The sequence below is a fragment of the Geopseudomonas sagittaria genome (genome assembly GCF_900115715.1).
GTDB classification, from domain to species: Bacteria; Pseudomonadota; Gammaproteobacteria; order Pseudomonadales; family Pseudomonadaceae; genus Geopseudomonas; species Geopseudomonas sagittaria.
In genome coordinates, this window is record NZ_FOXM01000005.1 from 111503 (window position 1) to 127536 (window position 16034).

At 68.5% G+C, this 16034-nt stretch carries 13 protein-coding genes; 4 read left to right on the forward strand and 9 right to left on the reverse strand.

The window, feature by feature from the left end; translation table 11 throughout:
* Positions 1-80: 80 nt before the first annotated feature.
* From ntrC to glnA, 5 genes are all read right to left on the reverse strand, one after another.
* The gene (gene ntrC / locus BM297_RS08085) at positions 81-1511 is read right to left on the reverse strand and encodes a nitrogen regulation protein NR(I) (RefSeq protein WP_092430063.1); all 1431 of its coding nucleotides are present in this window, start codon (positions 1509-1511) and stop codon (positions 81-83) included.
* A complete protein-coding gene (gene glnL / locus BM297_RS08090; RefSeq protein WP_092430065.1) occupies positions 1508-2593 on the reverse strand; it encodes a nitrogen regulation protein NR(II) in 1086 nt (361 codons plus the stop codon). Before glnL ends, ntrC begins: the two co-directional genes overlap by 4 nt.
* Positions 2594-2886: 293 nt before the next feature.
* Entirely contained in the window at positions 2887-3501 is a 615-nt protein-coding gene (locus BM297_RS08095; protein WP_092430066.1) for a DUF4124 domain-containing protein, read from the reverse strand.
* Positions 3502-3505: 4 nt separating this feature from the next.
* Complete coding sequence (locus tag BM297_RS08100) at positions 3506-4054, reverse strand: DUF4124 domain-containing protein (RefSeq protein WP_092430068.1); 549 nt, start codon at positions 4052-4054, stop codon at positions 3506-3508.
* 199 nt (positions 4055-4253) lie between these two features.
* Complete coding sequence (gene glnA, locus BM297_RS08105; RefSeq protein WP_092430070.1) at positions 4254-5660, reverse strand: type I glutamate--ammonia ligase; 1407 nt, start codon at positions 5658-5660, stop codon at positions 4254-4256.
* 329 nt (positions 5661-5989) lie between these two features.
* On the opposite strand from glnA, the gene thiI reads away from it, so the two are divergent.
* From thiI to BM297_RS08125, 4 genes are all read left to right on the forward strand, one after another.
* Positions 5990-7444 carry a tRNA uracil 4-sulfurtransferase ThiI gene (thiI, locus tag BM297_RS08110; protein WP_092430072.1) on the forward strand — a complete coding sequence of 485 codons (1455 nt, stop codon included), beginning with the start codon at positions 5990-5992 and terminating at the stop codon, positions 7442-7444.
* Positions 7445-7585: 141 nt separating this feature from the next.
* Entirely contained in the window at positions 7586-9406 is a 1821-nt protein-coding gene (gene typA / locus BM297_RS08115) for a translational GTPase TypA (RefSeq protein ID WP_092430074.1), read from the forward strand.
* 219 nt (positions 9407-9625) lie between these two features.
* The gene (locus tag BM297_RS08120) at positions 9626-9880 is read left to right on the forward strand and encodes a DUF2790 domain-containing protein (protein WP_092430076.1); all 255 of its coding nucleotides are present in this window, start codon (positions 9626-9628) and stop codon (positions 9878-9880) included.
* A gap of 272 nt (positions 9881-10152) precedes the next feature.
* Positions 10153-11088 carry a LysR family transcriptional regulator gene (locus tag BM297_RS08125; protein ID WP_092430078.1) on the forward strand — a complete coding sequence of 312 codons (936 nt, stop codon included), beginning with the start codon at positions 10153-10155 and terminating at the stop codon, positions 11086-11088.
* Here the strand turns inward: BM297_RS08125 and BM297_RS08130 are convergent.
* The 4 genes from BM297_RS08130 to BM297_RS08145 are packed head-to-tail and all read right to left on the reverse strand — an operon-like array spanning position 11076 to position 15868.
* The gene (locus BM297_RS08130) at positions 11076-11975 is read right to left on the reverse strand and encodes an efflux RND transporter periplasmic adaptor subunit (protein WP_092430080.1); all 900 of its coding nucleotides are present in this window, start codon (positions 11973-11975) and stop codon (positions 11076-11078) included. The two genes, BM297_RS08125 and BM297_RS08130, sit on opposite strands and share 13 nt — an antisense overlap.
* Positions 11976-11989: 14 nt before the next feature.
* Entirely contained in the window at positions 11990-12190 is a 201-nt protein-coding gene (locus BM297_RS08135) for a DUF1656 domain-containing protein (RefSeq protein ID WP_092430359.1), read from the reverse strand.
* Positions 12191-12194: 4 nt separating this feature from the next.
* Entirely contained in the window at positions 12195-14354 is a 2160-nt protein-coding gene (locus BM297_RS08140; RefSeq protein ID WP_092430082.1) for an FUSC family protein, read from the reverse strand.
* Positions 14351-15868, reverse strand: a complete 1518-nt coding sequence (locus BM297_RS08145; protein WP_245768230.1) for an efflux transporter outer membrane subunit — start codon at positions 15866-15868, stop codon at positions 14351-14353. The genes BM297_RS08140 and BM297_RS08145 overlap by 4 nt, the downstream gene beginning before the upstream one ends.
* Between the last annotated feature and the right edge of the window lie 166 nt (positions 15869-16034).

The following is a 16034-nucleotide window of genomic DNA, read 5'->3' on the forward strand; positions in this document are numbered from 1 at the left end:
TGTCCCGCCAATCCTTGCCCCGGCTGGCCTTGTGCCTGCCGGGGCTTTTTTTTGCCTGCTGTTTATCTGCGCGGCAGGGCTTACAGGCTTTCGTCTTCGTCGCTGCCTTCCACCGCCATGTCCAGTTCCTTGATCTTGCGGGTCAGGGTGTTGCGGCCCCAGCCAAGCAGCTGCGCGGCGTCGCGGCGGCGGCCGGCGGTGTGCTTGAGCGCGCTCTCGATCATCACCCGCTCGAACACCGGCAGGGCGCTGCCGAGCAGGTCGCTCTGCCCGCGGGTCAGGGCCTGCTCGGCCCACAGGCGCAGGCCCTGCTCCCAGCTGCCGCCGCTCTGCGCTTCCTGCGGCTGCTGCAGCAGCTCCGGCGGCAGATCGTCGATGTGCACCTCGCGTCCGGAGGCCATCACCGTGATCCAGCGGCAGGTGTTCTCCAGCTGGCGCACGTTGCCCGGCCACGGCAGGTTCTGCAGGTACTCCTCGGTCTGCGGCTTGAGCAGCTTGGGCTCCACGGCCAGTTCCTGGGCGGCGCGGGCGAGGAAGTGCCGGGCCAGCGCCGGGATGTCCTCGCGGCGGTCGGCCAGGCGCGGGATGTGGATGCGGATCACGTTGAGGCGGTGGAACAGGTCCTCGCGGAACTTGCCGGCGCGCACCAGGGTTTCCAGGTTCTGGTGGGTGGCGGCGATGATCCGCACGTTGACCTTGACCGGGGTGTGGCCGCCGACCCGGTAGAACTCGCCGTCGGCCAGCACGCGCAGCAGGCGGGTCTGGGTGTCGGCCGGCATGTCGCCGATCTCGTCGAGGAACAGGGTGCCGCCGTCGGCCTGCTCGAAACGGCCGCGACGCAGCGCGGCGGCGCCGGTGAAGGCGCCCTTCTCGTGGCCGAACAGCTCGGACTCCATCAGGTCCTTGGGGATCGCCGCCATGTTCAGGGCGATGAACGGCGCGTTGGCGCGCGGGCTGTGGCGGTGCAGGGCGTGCGCCACCAGCTCCTTGCCGGTGCCGGATTCGCCGTTGATCAGCACGGTGATGTTGGAGTGCGACAGGCGGCCGATGGCGCGGAACACCTCCTGCATCGCCGCCGCCTCGCCGATGATCTCCGGCGTGGCGGTCTGCTCCTCGGGGGTGGCCAGCGCCTGCTGCTCGCGGGCGTGCAGGGTGGCGCGTTTGACCAGCGAGACCGCCTCGTCGACGTCGAACGGCTTGGGCAGGTATTCGAAGGCGCCGCCCTGGTAGGAGGCCACTGCGCTCTCCAGGTCGGAGTGCGCGGTCATGATGATCACCGGCAGGCGCGGGTACAGCTCGCGGATGCGCGCCAGCAGGTCGAGACCGCTGGCGCCCGGCATGCGGATGTCGGAGAGGATCACGCTGGGCTGTTCGAGGCTCAGGCGGTTGAGCACGCCGTCGGCGCTGTCGAAGCTCTGGCTGGGCAGGCCGGCCTGTTGCAGGGCCTTCTCGAGGACCCAGCGGATCGAGCGGTCATCGTCGACGATCCAGACGGTTTCCGGTCGGTTCATGGGGTTGATGCTCCTTGTTCAAGCGGCAGAAACAGCGAGAAGACCGTGCGTCCGGGCTGGCTCTCGCACTCGATCAGCCCCTGATGCTGGTTGAGGATGTTCTGCGCGATGGCCAGGCCCAGGCCGGTACCGTCGGCGCGGCCACTGACCATGGGATAGAAGAGGGTGTCCTGCAGCGCCGGGTCGATGCCCGGGCCGTTGTCGATCACCTCGATGCGGCACACCAGGCGGTGGCGCTGGTGGCCGATGGTGAACTGGCGCAGGGTGCGGGTGCGCAGCAGGATGCGCCCGGGCGGATGCGGCTGCTTCTGCTCGATGATCGCCTGCATGGCGTTGCGCACGATGTTGAGCAGCGCCTGGATCAGCTGCTCGCGATCGGCGAGCAGCTCGGGAATGCTCGGGTCGTAGTCGCGCTCCAGGGCCAGCTTGCCCTGGGTCTCCGCCTCGACCAGGCTGCACACCCGCTCGAGCACCTCGTGGATGTTGGTCGGCGTCAGCTGCGGCAGCTTGTTGGAGCCGAGCATGCGGTCGACCAGGTTACGCAGGCGGTCGGCCTCCTCGATGATCACGTTGGTGTAATCCTTGAGGCCCTCGTTGGGCAGCTCGCGGGCCAGCAGCTGCGCGGCGCCACGGATGCCGCCCAGCGGGTTCTTGATCTCGTGGGCCAGGCCGCGCACCAGCAGGCGGGTGGTTTCCTGCTTGGCCAGCTGGGCTTCCTCCTTGGTGATGCGCAGCAGGCGGTCGCGCGGATGCAGCTCGAGCAGCAGCAGGAAGCTGCTCAGGCCGGGAATCGGCGTGGCGGCGTAGTCCACCGCCAGCTGCTGGCCGCTGGCGGTGATCAGCTGGGCCTCGCGCTTGGTGAACGGATTGCCGCTGGCCACCGCCTGGCGCAGGGCCGGCAGGCCGTCCGGGCTCTCGTTGCACAGCTCGCTGATGAACTGGCCCTGGCTGCGCTGGCCGCTGACGCCCAGCAGCATCTCGGCCGCCGGGTTCATGTATTCCAGGCGCAGTTCGGCATTGAGCAGCAGCACGGCGGTGGTGAGGTTGTCGAGCAGCAGGCGCTGCAGTGAGTCGTAGGCCATGGCAAGCATGCGCTCCTGTGAGTGCACCGATTCTGCAAAAAACGCGCCAGCGACTGGCGGTACAGATGTGGGCATGCCTCTGCCGCTTTTTTGTGCATGGCCGCAGCGTGCGCCGGCTGCCCTCGCGGGGCGCGCGAAGGCCCGTCGTGCAAGGCCTGTCGTCCACTCGTGGCGGGCCCGGCAGGGCGTACCGCAACTCGCCGGAAGACGCCCGGCCGGGCGCGGGGCGGATGCCCGGCGTGAGTCAGTATAGGTCGTGGGGCATATTGGCGCACCAATGTGGTGCGCCGTGCTCAGGGCAGGGGCACGCCGAGGAAGCGTCGCGGTTCGGCTGGCTTGTCGCTCAGCGGGCACTCCGGGCGCACGCCGTAGTCGCCGCGCTGGCAGGGGTTGACCCGGCGCTTGTCGGCCAGGGTGGTGCGCTTGAGGTGGAACGGCTGGCTCGGCGTGCGCTCGACGATGCGCCCCTCGGCGTCGACGATCTCGGCGGCCAGCTGGTGGCTGCCGCGGTCGAGGTTGTCGAGGGCGAACACCGGGCTGCGTGCCGGCGCGCCGTGCACCTGGCCGTCCAGCAGCAGACGGTAGCTGTGGCCGTCGAGCAGGCCGGGGTCGCTCTCCAGGGTGACGATCAGGCCGCCGCTGTTGTCGCGGATGGTGGCGTCCGGTTCCGGCAGGGTGATGCGCAGCAGCTGGTAGGCCGGCAGCAGGGCGGTGGGCAGCGCCGGCGGCGCGCTGGGCGGCGGCGCCGGCAGGTCGGCGCTGTTGGTCGGCGCCAGCTCGATGCGCTGGGCATTGGCGCTGCGCGGCTTGTCGGTGAACACCCGGTTGCCGTCGGCGTCGAGGTAGGTGTACACGCCGGCGAAGGCCGGCAGGCTGGTCAGCAGGAGGAGGCAGAGCAGGACGTGCATGGGGTCAGTTGGCCGGTCGTGGTTGCGGGCGGGGCAGGGCGGGACTGCCGATGTGCACGCGCTGCACGGTGAAGCTCACGCTGGCGCTGCTCTGCAGCGGCTCGCCGTCGCGCAGGATCACCGCCTGCAGGCTGTGGGTGCCGCGGTCGACCTGGCCGAGCTGGAAGCTGGTTTGGGTGCCCGGGGCGCTCAGCGGCTGGCCGTCGAGCAGCACTTGCAGCAGGTCGCCCTCGTGCAGGCTCGGCTCCAGGCTGACCGCGAAGGTGAAGTTGCCGGCATTGGCACGCAGGGTGGCGTCGTCATCCGGCACCCCGGTGATCTCCAGGCGGCTGTAGTTGCCCGGTCCGGCGTCATCCTGGCTTGGCGCGCCACTGCCCGTGGCCGCCGGTGCGGCGACCGTGTTGGTCGGTCCCAGCCGGACGCTCTCGCTGGCCACGCCCTGCGGCGGCTGGTTGGTGTAGACCGGGTTGCCGCGTGCGTCGGTGTAGCGATAGATCTCGGCGCTGGCCGGCAGGGCCAGGGCGAGCAGCAGGCAGGCGCAGATCGGGCGCATGGGCGAATCCTTCCGGAAGCAGCGATGATGGAGCAAGCGTTGCACTGTCGCGGCACCCTGGCAAGTGTCGGTGCGGCGGGCTGTGCGGCCGGGCGCAATCGGGTGGTTTTTCCACCACACAAAGCACAAAGGCCTCCCGAGGGAGGCCTTTGTGACAATGCCGCTGCAGGGCCGGGCCTATGCAGTCCCGGCGACTGGCTTAGCAGCTGTAGTACAGATCGTATTCCAGCGGGTGCACGAAGGTGCGCACCTTGATTTCCTCGGCGGCCTTCAGCTCGACGTAGGAGTCGAGGAAGTCCTTGGTGAACACGCCGCCCTTGAGCAGGAACTCGTGGTCGGCTTCCAGGGCTTCCAGGGCTTCCTTCAGGCTGCCGCAAACCTGCGGGATGTGGGCAGCTTCTTCCGGCGGCAGGTCGTACAGGTTCTTGTCGGCGGCATCGCCGGGGTGGATCTTGTTCTGGATGCCGTCCAGGCCGGCCATCAGCAGGGCGGCGAAGGCCAGGTACGGGTTGGCCGCCGGATCCGGGAAGCGCGCCTCGATGCGGCGGCCCTTCGGGCTGGCCACGTACGGGATGCGGATGGAAGCGGAACGGTTGCGGGCGGAGTAGGCCAGCATCACCGGGGCTTCGAAGCCCGGGACCAGGCGCTTGTAGGAGTTGGTCGCCGGGTTGGTCAGGGCGTTCAGCGCCTTGCCGTGCTTGATGATGCCGCCGATGAAGTACAGGGCGGTGTCGGACAGGCCGGCATAGCCTTCGCCAGCGAAGGTGTTCTTGCCGTCTTTGGCGATCGACATGTGCACGTGCATGCCCGAGCCGTTGTCGCCGTACAGCGGCTTCGGCATGAAGGTCACGGTCTTGCCGTAGGCTTCGGCGACGTTGTGCACGCAGTACTTCAGGGTCTGCACTTCGTCGGCCTTGGCGACCAGGGTGTTGAACTTCACACCGATCTCGTTCTGGCCACCGGCCACTTCGTGGTGGTGCACTTCGACGATCTGGCCCATTTCTTCCAGGGCGTTGCACATGGCGGTGCGGATCTCGTGATCCGGGTCGCTCGGCGGGGTCGGCAGGTAGCCGCCCTTCACCGCGATGCGGTGGCCGTTGTTGCCCTGGCGGCCGTCGACGTCGGCGTCGCTGTTCCAGGCAGCCTGCTCGGAGAAGATCTTGAACATCGAGCCGGACATGTCCGACTTGAACTTCACGGCGTCGAAGATGAAGAACTCCGGCTCCGGACCGGCGAACACGGTGTCACCGATACCGGTGGTCTTCAGGTATTCCTCGGCGCGCTTGGCGATGGCGCGCGGGTCGCGCTCGTAGCCCTGCATGGTGGACGGCTCGATCACGTCGCAGACCAGGATCAGGGTCGGCTCTTCGGTGAACGGGTCCATCACGGCGGTGCTGTCGTCCGGCAGCAGGATCATGTCGGAGGCTTCGATGCCCTTCCAGCCTTCGATGGAGGAGCCGTCGAACATCTTGCCGACTTCGAAGAAGTCGTCATCGGCGTCGCGTGCCGGCATGGTGATGTGGTGCTGACGGCCCTTCGGGTCGGTGAAGCGCAGGTCAATCCACTTCGCGTCGTGTTGTTGAATCAGTTCAAGCGCCTTCGACATGCTGTCCTCCAGGGTGTAGACGTGGGCGATGGGGCGCCCGCTATTCGATTTTTCTTCGGGCATCAGGCCCGCCGGAAAATTTGACCCGTTTCCAAAAGCAAGTTGCGTGCCATTCCTCGCGTGCAGGCGCGAGGCGCGGAAAATGCGGCTTTTCCGTGCGTCGGCAACGAATTGGGCAAGGATCGTGCACCAAGGTCGTGCTTTCAAGTATCGGAGTGAAACATTTTGGTGCAAGAAGGCGCCTTGCGGATTTCTGCTCAAAGCTTGAGCAATTTCCGCTATAATCCGCGCCCGTCTTTTTTCCAGCTGTCGCCCTTGCCTGTTCGCCCATGAAACTCATCGTCAAACCCTTCGCGGAAATCACCATCAAGAGCCGGCCGGTGCGCAAGCAGTTCATCCGCCAGCTCGGCAAGAACATCCGCACCGTGCTCCGGGACCTCGATCCCGCGCTGGAGGTTGCCGGTGAGTGGGACAACATCGAGCTGCAGACCGCGGTCAGCGATCCGCACCTGCTCGGCGAGATGCTCGAGCGCCTGCGCTGCACGCCGGGCATCGCGCACTTCCTCGAGGTGCACGAGTACCCGCTGGGCGACTTCGACGACGTCCTCGACAAGTGCAAGACCCATTTTGGTGCGCAGCTGGCCGGCAAGATCTTCGCCGTGCGCTGCAAGCGCTCCGGCACCCACGCGTTTTCCTCGGTCGAGCTGGCGACCTACGTCGGCAGCCGCCTGCGCCGCGAGTGCGGTGCCGCCGGCATCGACCTCAAGCATCCCGAGGTCGAGGTGCGCTTCGAGGCGCGCTACGACCGCCTGTACATCATCCATGCCCAGCACGACGGCATGGGCGGCTACCCGCTGGGCTCCATCGAGCAGACCCTGGTGCTGATGTCCGGCGGCTTCGACTCCACCGTGGCCTCCTACCAGATGATGCGCCGCGGCCTGCTCACCCACTTCTGCTTCTTCAATCTCGGCGGGCGCGCCCACGAGCTGGGGGTGATGGAAGTCGCCCACTACCTGTGGGAGAAGTTCGGCCGCTCGCACCGCGTGCTGTTCATCAGCGTGCCGTTCGAGGAAGTGGTCGGCGAGATCCTCGACAAGGTCGACAACAGCCACATGGGCGTGGTGCTCAAGCGCATGATGCTGCGCGCCGCCTCGCGGCTCGCCGAGGAGCTGCACATCGACGCGCTGGTCACCGGCGAGGCGATCTCCCAGGTGTCCAGCCAGACCCTGCCCAACCTCTCGGTGATCGACGCGGTGACCGACACCCTGGTGCTGCGTCCGCTGATCGCTGCCCACAAGCAGGACATCATCGACACCGCGACGGCGATCGGCACCGCCGAGTTCGCCAAGAACATGCCCGAGTACTGCGGGGTGATCTCGGTCAACCCGACCACCCGCGCCAAGCGCGGGCGCGTCGAGCACGAGGAAAAGCACTTCGACATGGCCATCCTCGAGCGCGCCCTCGAGCGCGTGCGCAAGGTGACCATCGACAAGGTGATCGACGAACTGGGCCAGGATATCCAGGTCGAAGAGGTGCGCGAGGCGCTGTCGGGGCAGATCGTCCTCGACATCCGCCACCCGGATGCCGCCGAGGACGCCCCGCTGGTGCTGCCCGGCATCGAGGTGCAGGCCCTGCCGTTCTACGCGATCAACAACCGTTTCAAGGAACTGGATGCCAATCGCCAGTACCTGCTGTACTGCGACAAGGGTGTAATGAGCCGCCTGCATGCCCACCACCTGCTCAACGAGGGGTATGCCAATGTGCGCGTTTATCGTCCGGCCTAAACAGCCGGGCCTGCTGGGCGGCAGTATCCGTCACCGCCCTCCCGACTGCCGGCTGTCGCGTTAATCAAGTTGTCGCCGGCAGTCGGGGAGAATCCCCTCCGGCATCCGAATTCCAGCGTTATCTATCGAGAAGACCCACAAGTGATCGAAAATCTGCGCAATATCGCCATCATCGCCCACGTCGACCATGGCAAGACCACCCTCGTCGACAAGCTCCTGCGCCTGTCCGGCACCCTGGACCGCAAGGAACTGGAAAACGAGCGCGTGATGGACTCCAACGACCAGGAAAAGGAACGCGGCATCACCATCCTGGCCAAGAACACCGCGCTGAAGTGGGGCGACTACAACATCAACATCGTCGACACCCCCGGCCACGCCGACTTCGGCGGTGAAGTCGAGCGCGTGATGTCGATGGTCGACTCCGTGCTGCTGGTGGTCGACGCCCAGGACGGCCCGATGCCGCAGACCCGCTTCGTGACCCAGAAGGCGTTCAAGGCCGGCCTGCGTCCGATCGTCGTGGTCAACAAGATCGACCGTCCGGGCGCCCGTCCGGACTGGGTCATCGACCAGATCTTCGACCTGTTCGACAACCTCGGCGCCACCGACGAGCAGCTCGACTTCCCGATCGTCTACGCCAGTGCCCTGAACGGCATCGCCGGCATGGACCACGAGAAGATGGACGACAACATGGACGCGCTGTTCCAGGCGATCATCGACCACGTGCCGGCCCCCAAGGTCGACACCACCGGTCCGTTCCAGATGCAGATCTCCCAGCTGGACTACAACAGCTTCCTCGGCGTGATCGGCATCGGCCGTATCGCCCGCGGCACCGTGAAGACCAACACCCCGGTGGTGGCCATCGGCGCCGACGGCAAGAAGCGCAACGGCCGCATCCTGAAGATCATGGGCCACTCCGGCCTGCAGCGCGTCGAGGTGGCCGAAGCCACCGCCGGCGACATCGTCTGCGTATCGGGCATGGACGAGCTGTACATCTCCGACACCCTGTGCGACCCGCAGAACGTCGAGGCGCTGCCGCCGCTGACCGTCGACCAGCCGACCGTGAGCATGACCTTCCAGGTCAACGACTCGCCGTTCGCCGGCAAGGAAGGCAAGTTCGTCACCAGCCGCAACATCAAGGACCGTCTGGACAAGGAGCTGCTGCACAACGTGGCGCTGCGCGTCGAGCAGGGCGATTCCCCGGAGAAGTTCAAGGTTTCCGGCCGTGGCGAGCTGCATCTGTCGGTGCTGATCGAGACCATGCGTCGTGAAGGCTTCGAGCTGGCCGTGGGCCGCCCGGAAGTGGTGATCATCGAGAACGAGGCCGGCGAGAAGCAGGAACCGTACGAGAACGTCACCATCGACATCGAGGAACAGCACCAGGGTCCGGTGATGGAACAGATGGGCCTGCGCAAGGGCGATCTGACCAACATGATCCCGGACGGCAAGGGCCGTGTACGTCTCGAGTACACCATCCCGGCGCGCGGCCTGATCGGCTTCCGCAACAACTTCCTGACCCTGACCTCGGGCACCGGCATCCTGACCTCGACCTTCAGCCACTACGGCCCGATCAAGGCCGGCGAAGTCACCAACCGCCAGAACGGCGTGCTGGTCTCGATGGCCACCGGCACCGCGCTGACCTACTCGCTGGAAACCCTGCAGGCCCGCGGCAAGCTGTTCCTCGAGCCGGGCCAGGACATCTACGAAGGCCAGCTGGCCGGCATCAACAGCCGCGACAACGACCTGGTGATCAACCCCACCAAGGGCAAGAAGCTCGACAACATGCGCGCTTCCGGCAAGGACGAGGTCATCGCCCTGGTGCCGCCGATCAAGTTCACCCTCGAGCAGGCGCTGGAATTCATCGCCGACGACGAGCTGGTGGAAGTGACGCCGAAGTCGATCCGCCTGCGCAAGAAGTACCTGAACGAGAACGACCGCAAGCGTTACGAGCGCAGCAAGGTCTGATTCGCGTCCAGTGAGCTGAACCGAAAAAGCCCCGCCAGAGCGATCTGGCGGGGCTTTTTTCTTTGCTGCACTCGAAAGGGGGCGATTGTTGCGTCTCACGTAAAACAGGCTTCTCCACTTCGGCATTTTTCCCGCCGGAGGACCGGCGGAAAATACGCACATGCCCGATGGCGAACCAGCCGCCGGGTGCTGCTTTCCACCCAAGAGGTCGAGTTGCTCATGAAATCCAAAGCCCTGTTCCTGACCGTCATGCTGGCCTCTACCGGGGCCTTCGCCGCCGAGGCCTCGGCTGGCAACGACGTGCAGGCAACCCAGTACACCTATGGCATGGATCTGGATGTCGCCGAGGTGATTTCCATCCAGGAAGCGCCCCACGCGCGTTGCGACCTGGTGCCGACCGAGATGACCTACCGTGATTCGCAGGGTCAGGTGAAGTCCGTCAGCTACACCAAGCAGGACATGTACTGCGAGTAAGTTGGTTTCTGTAGTCCGCTTTTGTTTCCAGTTTCTCCACGGAGTGCCCCGCGAAGTTTTTGACTTCTCAACGCTCCATTTTCAGGCAGGCTCTTCGAGTCTGCCTTTTTTTATTTCAGCTTCAGGGAAGAACCGTCCGGGACAGGGATGAGCGTCACGGCCCAGCCATGTCCGGCGCGCCGGTCTGCGCGGGAGCCGCTGCGCTATGCTGGCGCGGCAGATCCGCCAGGCCGGGGATCGGTCCCACTCATGTTGCGGAGGTGGTTTTTTCCATGGATATCCTGCAGGCCATGCGCGTGTTCACCCGGGTCACCGACAGCGGCAGTTTCACCGCCGCCGCCCAGGCCCTCGAGCTGTCCACCGCCCAGGTGTCGCGGCTGGTCTCCGAGCTGGAGGCCAGCCTGCAGGCGCGTCTGCTCTATCGCACCACCCGTCGTCTGCGCCTGACCGAGGCGGGCGAGCGCTATCTGGAGCGCTGCCGGCAGATTCTCGCCCAGGTCGACGAGGCCGCCGCCGAGGCCAGCGGCGCGCACCTCACACCGCGGGGCAGCCTGCGCGTGCATGCCTTCACCGGGCTGGGCAGCCAGTACCTTGTGCCGCTGGTGGCGCGCTACACCGAGCTGTACCCGCAGGTCGACGTCGACCTCACCCTGTCGCAGCGCACCCCCGACCTGCTCGAGGAAGGCCACGACGTGCTGATCACCCACTCCCGCGATCTGCCCGATTCCGACCTGGTCGCCCAGCGCCTGGGCAGCATCTACAGCGTGGTGTGCGCCGCGCCGGCCTACCTGCGCCAGCACGGCGTGGCGCAGAGTCCGGAGGAGCTGCGCGAGCACCGCTGCCTGCGTCTGCTCGATCCGGTGTATCCGGGCGACTGGGTCTTCGAGCGGCTGGGCGAGATGCAGGTGATCAGCCCGGGGCGGACCTTCCAGGTCAATGTCTCCGAGGCGATGGTGCAGGCCGCGGTGGCCGGCATGGGCGTGTGCCTGCTGCCCAGCTTCGTGGCCGCCAAGGCGCTGCGCGAAGGCGGCGTGGTGCGCCTGCTGCCGGAGTGGCAGTTGCACGAGCGCAGTCTCTACGCGCTGTATTCCTCGCGGCGCTTCCTCGATGCCAAGATCAAGACCTGGGTCGAGTTCCTCAAGGCCGAGCTGCCGCGCCTGCTGGCGCGCGACAGTGCGGATCTCGACAATCCCGTCTACTGGGCCTGAGCCGCTGCGCCGGCGGCGTCCGTGGCGCGCGGCTTGACGACCACCGTGCAGGTGATCCCGGCGGCCAGCAGCACGCCGTCGGGCACCCGGTCGATGCTGATGCGCACCGGCACGCGCTGGGCCAGGCGCACCCAGTTGAAGGTCGGGTTGACGTCGGCGATCAGCTCGCGGCTCTGCGGATTGTCGCGGTCGTAGATGGCGCGGGCGATGCTTTCGATGCGGCCTTCGAGTAGCTGGCCGCTCATCAGCTGCATCTCCACCGCGTCGCCGACCTTGAGCAGCGGCAGCTTGGTTTCCTCGAAGTAGCCGTAGACCCAGTAGGAGTGGCGGTCGACCACCGCCAGCTGGGCTTCGCCGGCGTGCGCGTAGTCGCCGGGATAGACGCTGAGGTTGGTCACGTAGCCGTCCACCGGGGCCAGCACGCGGGTGCGGCGCAGGTTCAGTTCGGCGACTTCCAGCAAGGCCTGCGCCTGCTGGTATTCGGCGCGGGCCCGGGCGGCGGCGTTGCTGGCGTCGTCGCGGTCCTCGCGGGAGACCACCTGCTCGTCCAGCGCCAGGCGGCGCTTGGCGTTCAGCTCGCGCATCGCCAGGCTGGCCTGGCGTGCGGCGAGCAGGGCGCGGGCTTCCTGCACGGCCAGCTCGAAGCGCGCCGGGTCGATGCGCAGCAGCAGGTCGCCCTTCTTCACCGCCTGGTTGTCGCGCACCGGCACCTCCAGCACCAGGCCGGCGACGTCCGGCGCCACGGTGACCACCTCGGCGCGCACGCGGCCGTCGCGGGTCCACGGCGATTCCATGTAGTTGACCCACAGGCTGCGGCCGAGCCAGAGGGCGGCGAGCACCACGCTGAGGGTGGCGAGAAAGCTGATGATCGATTGGCGGGACAACATGGGCGGTCTCGGGCTCAGGGGTGGACGGTCAGGGCGAGGCCGGCGAACACGCAGGCGAACAGGCTGATGCGCAGCAGGATCGGGTGCCAGACGTGGCGGTAGACGCCGCTGCCGGCGAGCAGGCGGTCGAGGCCCCAGCTCAGCAGCATGGCGAGCAGGAACAGCGCGGCGACGGTGGGCAGCAGCACGCCGTGGAAGGCGATCTCGCGCGGCAGGGGATCAGGCAGCATGGGCGGCTCCGGGGCAGGGCAGGTACTCGGCCAGCGGCGAGTGCGGGTCGAGCAGGGCGGTGCGGATGAAGTGCAGGTAGCTTTCCAGGCGGCGCAGCGGCGAGCTGTCGAAGTGCGGCGCGCGCGCCTCGGGGGTGCGCCGCACGGCGTCGATGGCCCGCTCGACCTGGGCCAGCGCCTGGCTCAGGTGCGCCGGGCTGGGCTTGGAGAACAGCCGCACCAGTGCCGCGGCCAGGGCGTCGAAGGCGCGCCGCCAGGCGGTACCCTGGGCATAGCTGGACTCGTCGGGCAGCCGGGCCTTCTCCTGGCGCAGCTCGATCACCGCGTGGCCGATCTCCAGCACCAGGGTCATCCAGCGCAGCAGGTCGCGCTGCACCGCCGGGTGGCCGGCGGCGAGGTCGTGGGCCTGGCTCAGCAGGTCGCGGGTCGAGCTGTCGAAGGCGGCGGCCACTCCCTGGAGCGGTGCGCGCACCGCGTGCACTACCCGGCGGCGCAGGTCGCGCTCCAGATGCCGCCACAGCCAGGGACGGTTGGGCGGCAGCACGCAGGCCATCACCACCGCCACCAGCAGCTGCGAGAGCACCAGGGCGATGTAGTTGTTGAGCAGGGTCGCGGGGTCGTGGACGGTGAGGTTGGCCGGCAGGGTGCCGAAGCCGAACAGAATCAGCAGGCCGAGGCCGTAGCCGGCCCAGCGCGGGCGGGTGGCCAGGTACAGGCCGAACAGGAACACCGGGGTCACCGCCAGGGCGAGCATCGGGAAACCGCTGATCCGCGGGAACACCAGGAAGCTCTCGACGAAGCCCAGCAGCGCGGCGAGGCAGGTGCCGCCAGCCATCTGCAGGCCCATGCGCGCCGGGTTGGCGGTGGTCGAGGCCAGCGCGCCGATGATCACCGCGGTGATCAGGAACATGTTGCCGCTGGGCCAGGCGGTGTGGATCCACAAGGCGCTGCCCAGACCGGTCAGCAGCAGCATGCGCAGGCCGACGACGGCGACGGCGAGGCGGTTGGCGCGCGGCGCGAAGCTGGCGCTCCAGCGCTCGCGGTGGTGGCGGGTCGGCGCCAACGAAGCGTGGGTCAGCGCGTAGTCATGCAGATCGTCGGCGAGGCGGTAGAGCAGTTCGGCGGCGGTGTCGAAGTCCAGGCGCAGCGGGCTGTCCGCGGGCAGCTCGCCCAGGGCCTGGCGGCTCGCGCGGATCAGCGGCATCAGCTGCGCGCGGTAGTCCTCCAGCTGCGCGGCCAGCTGCGCCGCGCCGCGCTCGTCCAGCGCGCCGTGCTGCCAGGGGGCGAGCAGGGCGCTCAGGCTGTCCAGGCAGGGGGCGAAGGCGTCCAGGGCCAGGCTGTCGCCCTGCTCAGGCAGGCGCTCGAGCAGCTGCTGCAGGGAGTGGAAGCGGCTGGTCATGGCCATGAAGTCGTGGTTCAGGCGGGTCAGCCGGCCCATGCGCAGGTTGAGCTGCGGGTCGTCGTAGCCGCTCATGCTGCGCAGGGTCTCCAGGCGCACGGTGTGCGCGGCGAGGCGCGCCTGGGCGTCCTCGAAGGCGCGGCGATCGCCGCCGTGCAGGTGCGTCACGACCACCGCGGCGAAGTCGCCGAAGCGCCGGGCGACGGCCTGGCGCATGGCGGCGCCGGTGGTCTGCGGCAGGATCGCGGCGCTGAACACCGAGCAGCACAGCACGCCGAGGCCGATCTCCAGGACCCGCCACAGCGCCTGGATGAAGGCGGTCTGCGGGTTCTGGATGGCGGTGAGGCTGACCAGCGTGGCGGTGTAGCCGGCCAGCACGCAGCTATAGCTGCGCAGGTCGCGGTAGCGCGCGGCGCCGGCGGTGCACAGGGCGACCCAGACGGCCATGCCGGCGAGGAACAGCACCGGCTCCTGGTTGAACAGGGCGATCAGCGGCAGCATGGCCAGCATGCCGATGACGCTGCCGAGCAGGCGGTGCAGGCCCTTGGCGATCACCTGGCCGCTCTGCGGCTGCATGACGATGAACACCGCCATCACCGCGGTGCTCGGCTGCGGCATGTCGAGGCGCATGGTCAGCCACAGGGTGGTCAGCGCCGCCGCCAGCATCTTGAATATGAAGATCCAGCTAAGCCCCTCGCTGCGCGCCCACACGCTCAGGTCGTGGCGCAGGCCGGAGGCGATGGTGCTCATTGCGGCGCCGCTCCGCCATGGGCGACCGGCACGCGGCGCGGTTCGAGCAGGTGCTCGGCGGGGCTGCGCTGCGGGTCGAGCAGGCCGCCACCGAGGGCGGCCATCAGCTCGGCGTGGGCGGCCAGGCGCGCCGCCCAGACCTGCTGCTGCACGCGCTGCTGGTCGAACAGGCGGGTCTGCGCCTCGAGCACGGCGAGATAGTCGGTCAGCCCGCCGCGCCAGGCCTGCTCGGCGATGCGCCAACTGGCCTCGGCGGTGGCGGTGGCCTCGGCGGCCAGACGCTGCTGCTGGTCCAGCGAACGCAGGCGGATCAGCTGGTCGGAAATCTCCCGCAGCGCGCCGATCAGGGTCTGGTTGTAGCGCGCCACCGCGGCGTCGTAGGCGGCGCTGGCGGCGCCCAGCCGGCCGCGCAGGCGGCCGCCGTCGAACAGCGGCAGGCTCAGCGCCGGGCCGACCGCGCCGCCCAGCTTGCCGGCCTGCAGCAGGTTGAGCGCGCCGCCGCCCACCGCGCTGAAGCCGAGGCTGGCGACCAGGTCGATGTTGGGATAGAAGTCGGCGCGCGCCACGTCCACGCCGCTGGCGCGCGCGGCCACCTGCCAGCGCCGGGCGACCACGTCGGGGCGGCGGCCGAGCAGCTCGGCGGGCAGCACCGCCGGCAGTGTCGGCTGGGCGGTGAGCTGCAGGTTCGGCCGTTGCAGTTCGGCCGCCGCACCGGGACCCTGGCCGGCGAGGGCGGCCAGCTGGTTGCCGGCCAGGGCGATGCGCGCGTCCAGCGCGGCGATCTGCCGGCGGGTTTCCGGCAGCGGCGCGCTCGCCTGGCTGACCTCGAAGGCGGTGCCCAGGCCGCCGGCCAGGCGGCGGCGGGCGATGGCGAGGATGTGCTCCTGCTGGGCCAGGGTGGCGGCGAGGATGTCGCGCTCGGCATGGCGCAGGGCCAGCTGCACGTAGACCCGCACGATGTTGCGCTCCAGCTCCAGCTGCACCACCCGGCCCTCGGCGGCGCGGGCGTAGGCGGCGTGCAGGGCGCCTTCGCTGGCGCTGCGCTCGCGGCCCCAGAGATCGAGGGCGTAGCGCAGGCCGAGGCCGGCGGAGCTGTTCCAGTGGCTGCTGCCACCCAGTGCGCCGGGGCCGTGCAGGCTGTCGTCCGGCCAGTGCTGGCGGTCGAGGCGGGCGCCGGCAGCGAGCTGCGGTGCTTCGGCCGCCTGCGCCACGCCGGCCAGGGCCATGGCCTGGCGCACGCGCGCCTCGGCTTCGGCCAGGCTCGGGCTGTGCGCCAGGGCGCGGGCGATCCAGGTATCCAGCTGCGGGTCGCGGTACTGCCGCCACCAGCTCTCCCGCGGCCAGCCGGCCTCGCGCTGGGCCTGGCGCAGGGCGGCGTCGCTGCTCAGGGCGTTGGCGTCCAGGCGCTGCTCCTGGGGAGCGATGCCGCCCGTGCCGATGCAGCCGCTCAGGATGACGGCAACGGCAATGAGGACACTGACGAGGGTCAGGCCCGATTTGAGACGGGAAGGCACAGAGGGGAGTCCTGGGAACGACGGGGGAACGCGGGTGGGAACCCGCCCGGTCATTCTAGGGAAGCGCTCTGCAGTGGATAAATCCGGGCTGGCGAGAAGCTTTGTTGTGCGCTGTGCAACAGTGGCGGCGGCGCCGTTGCGCGGCGCGGCTGGCCTCCCGACGGGG

Bases quoted from the DNA above. Each gene is read 5' to 3' on its own strand.
- ntrC (WP_092430063.1), bottom strand. From the start codon at position 1,511: ATGAACCGACCGGAAACCGTCTGGATCGTCGACGATGACCGCTCGATC.
- glnL (WP_092430065.1), bottom strand. From the start codon at position 2,593: ATGGCCTACGACTCACTGCAGCGCCTGCTGCTCGACAACCTCACCACC.
- BM297_RS08095 (WP_092430066.1), bottom strand. From the start codon at position 3,501: ATGCACGTCCTGCTCTGCCTCCTCCTGCTGACCAGCCTGCCGGCCTTC.
- BM297_RS08100 (WP_092430068.1), bottom strand. From the start codon at position 4,054: ATGCGCCCGATCTGCGCCTGCCTGCTGCTCGCCCTGGCCCTGCCGGCC.
- glnA (WP_092430070.1), bottom strand. From the start codon at position 5,660: ATGTCGAAGGCGCTTGAACTGATTCAACAACACGACGCGAAGTGGATT.
- thiI (WP_092430072.1), top strand. From the start codon at position 5,990: ATGAAACTCATCGTCAAACCCTTCGCGGAAATCACCATCAAGAGCCGG.
- BM297_RS08120 (WP_092430076.1), top strand. From the start codon at position 9,626: ATGAAATCCAAAGCCCTGTTCCTGACCGTCATGCTGGCCTCTACCGGG.
- BM297_RS08125 (WP_092430078.1), top strand. From the start codon at position 10,153: ATGGATATCCTGCAGGCCATGCGCGTGTTCACCCGGGTCACCGACAGC.
- BM297_RS08130 (WP_092430080.1), bottom strand. From the start codon at position 11,975: ATGTTGTCCCGCCAATCGATCATCAGCTTTCTCGCCACCCTCAGCGTG.
- BM297_RS08140 (WP_092430082.1), bottom strand. From the start codon at position 14,354: ATGAGCACCATCGCCTCCGGCCTGCGCCACGACCTGAGCGTGTGGGCG.